The organism is Henriciella sp., from assembly GCF_049649345.1.
GTDB lineage: Bacteria > Pseudomonadota > Alphaproteobacteria > Caulobacterales > Hyphomonadaceae > Henriciella.
Genome location: NZ_JBARZC010000144.1, coordinates 1 through 3,018 on the forward strand (window position 1 = coordinate 1; position 3,018 = coordinate 3,018).

The window sequence follows — 3,018 nt, forward strand, 5'->3', positions numbered from 1 at the left end:
GGTCCACGGCGCGCGCGGCGTCAGCGTGATCGGGCGTTCGCGGTGGCCTTCGCCCTGAATGTGGGCGATCTTCATCCAGCGGCCCGTACTGCCCAGCGCCTGAACGATGGCGCGGACCTGCGCCGCATTGCCAGCGCGCCCGTCGGACACGGCCCAGACGGACGGCCCAATCTGGGGCGCAATCGGTTTTCCGGGTTTCGGCGCGGCCATAGCCAGTCAGGCACCTCACGATTCGCTCAAACGGAGAGTGCCAGCTTTTTCAAAGTCTTGCACCTCGTGCGTGCAGACGCGTTGTGTTTGGCCATCACGGGTCTCCCAAGAAGGAAGGGGAGACATATGGCCAGACCTGCAGCCTATTTGAACTCGACGGCCTCGATCTCATAGACGCGCGCGCCACCGGGGGCTGCGACTTCGGCTTCGTCGCCGACTGTCTTGCCGATCAGGGCGCGGGCGATCGGGGAGGTGATGGACACCTTGCCCTTGGAGATATCGGCCTCGTCTTCGCCGACGATGCGATATCTGGATTCCTTTTCGGTCTCCGCGTCGATCAGGGTCACAGTGGCGCCGAAGACAATCTTCTCACCTTTGAGCTTGGTCACATCGATGACTTCCGCGCGTGCCAGCTTGTCTTCAAGCTCGGCCACGCGGCCCTCGATGAAGCTCTGCTTTTCCTTGGCGGCATGATACTCGGCATTCTCGGAGAGATCGCCATGCTCGCGGGCTTCGGAGATCGCCGCGATGATGGCAGGGCGCTCAACCGACTTCAAATGTTTCAACTCTGCGTCGAGGGCAGCATGCCCTTCGGCGGTCATAGGTGTTCGTTGCATGTTCTGGATAACCGTCTTTGTAAACGAATAGCGTCTGTCCAAACGCCAGTTGCGTCAAGTGGTGTCGAATCAGGCGTTTTGCAAGGATCGGACGGTGAGCTCGCGCTCGCGAAGTGTCCGGATTGCCTGTACAGAAGCCCGTGAAGCGGCCAGCGTCGTAAAATAAGGGATCTTCCGCGTCAATGCCGTTCTGCGGATGGAGGCTGAATCCTTCAGCGACTGGGCACCTTCGGTTGTGTTGAAAACGAGCTGGATTCGGCCATTGATCATGCGGTCGACAATGTGCGGCTGGCCTTCGATGACCTTGTTGATCCGGTCGACCTTGATGCCGTGTTCTTCGAGGAAGGCGGCCGTGCCGCTCGTGGCGACCATATCAAAGCCCATCTCCGCAAGCTCCTTGACCGAGTCGAGGATGGCAGGCTTGTCGCTGTCCTTGAGCGAGATGAAGACAGCCCCTTCGCGCGGCAGATGCACATCGACGGCGATCTGCGATTTCAGGAAGGCGGCGCCGAAATCGTCGTCCCAGCCCATCACCTCGCCGGTGGACCGCATTTCCGGTCCAAGCACCGGGTCGACGCCCGGGAAGCGGGCAAACGGGAACACAGCTTCCTTGACCGCGACGCGGCGGGGCTTGGCCATGGAGAGGTCGAAATCGGTAAGGTCTGCGCCGGCCATGACTTTTGCCGCGATCCTGGCGATCGGCGCGCCGACAGCCTTGGCGACGAAGGGCACGGTGCGCGAGGCGCGAGGATTGGCTTCGAGCACGTAAATCTCATCGCCCTTGACCGCGAACTGGATGTTGATCAGGCCGCGAACCTTCAGCTCGCGGGCAAGCGCTATGGCCTGCTCCGACAGACGGCCCGTCATTGCTGGCGAGAGCGTGTAGGGCGGCAGGGCGCAGGCAGAATCGCCTGAATGGACGCCGGCTTCCTCAATATGCTCCATGATGCCTGCGACATGGACGTTCACACCGTCACAAAGCGCGTCGATGTCGACTTCGATGGCGTCGGAGAGGTAGCGGTCGAGGAACAGGGACTGGTCGCCAGACACCTTCATCGCTTCCTTGGCGAAGGATTTCACGTCTGCATCGTCGCGGCAGATTTCCATGGCACGGCCACCGAGAACGAAGCTCGGGCGGAGCATGATCGGATAGCCGAGCTCGCGGGCCTTTTCGAGGGCTTCTTCTTCAGAACGCGCGGTGGCCGATGGCGCCTGCTGTATGCCGAGCTTGTCGAGCAGGGCGGCAAATTGCTGGCGGTCTTCGGCGAGGTCAATGGACACCGGGCTGGTGCCCAGGATCGGTACGCCTGCTTCGTGTAGCGGTGTCGCAAGCTTCAGAGGCGTCTGACCTCCGAACTGGACGATGACCCCCTGAAGTTCGCCCGCGCTCTGCTCCTTGGCGATGATTTCAGACACGTGCTCATAGGTCAGCGGCTCGAAATAGAGCCGGTCGGACGTGTCATAATCGGTCGAGACGGTCTCTGGATTGCAGTTGACCATGATCGACTCGATGCCGATGTCTTCCATGGCGAACGCGGCGTGGCAGCAGCAATAGTCGAACTCGATCCCCTGTCCGATCCGGTTCGGCCCGCCGCCGAGGATGATCGCCTTCTTGCGGTCGGAGACACCGGCCTCGTCGTCGCCATGGTCCTTGCCATAGGCCGGGTGCTCATAGGTCGAGTAGAGATAGGGCGTTTTGGCCGCGAATTCGGCAGCGCAGGTGTCGATGCGCTTGTAGACAGGCCGGACATTGAGGGCGTGGCGCGCGTCGCGGACGTGCTGTTCGCTCTTGTCGATCAGCGTTGCGAGGCGGGCGTCCGAGAAGCCCTTGCCTTTAAGCTCTGTGAAGGCGTGCTGCGTTTCCGGCAGGCCGTCGCGGCGAATATCGGCTTCGGCTTCGATCAGCGCTGCGATCTGGCGCAGGAACCAGCGGTCGATCGAGGTGATGCGGTAGATATCCTCGACGCTGAAACCCTCGCGGAAGGCCTGCGCGACATGCAGCAGCCGGTCCGGTGTTGGGCGGGCGAGGGCTGAATGCAGCGCGTCCTGTCCCGTGATTTCCGGCTCATCGAGCCCGGTGAGGCCTGTCTCAAGTGAACAGAGCGCCTTTTGCAGGCTTTCCTGGAAGTTCCTGCCGATGGCCATCGCTTCGCCGACAGCCTTCATCGCCGTCGTCAGGAAAGGTTCAGAG

2 protein-coding genes and 1 pseudogene are annotated in these 3,018 nt (G+C 61.7%); all 3 read right to left on the minus strand.

From position 1 onward, the window contains the following. A pseudogene (locus tag WA989_RS03500) lies at positions 1–210 on the minus strand (hypothetical protein); the annotation flags it as partial. A 143-nt stretch (positions 211–353) separates the two neighbouring features. Then, positions 354–827 carry a transcription elongation factor GreA gene (gene greA / locus WA989_RS03505; RefSeq protein ID WP_424339132.1) on the minus strand — a complete coding sequence of 158 codons (474 nt, stop codon included), beginning with the start codon at positions 825–827 and terminating at the stop codon, positions 354–356. Positions 828–896: 69 nt separating this feature from the next. Next, on the minus strand, positions 897–3,018 hold a 2,122-nt coding region (gene carB, locus WA989_RS03510), incomplete at its 5' end, for a carbamoyl-phosphate synthase large subunit (RefSeq protein WP_424339133.1).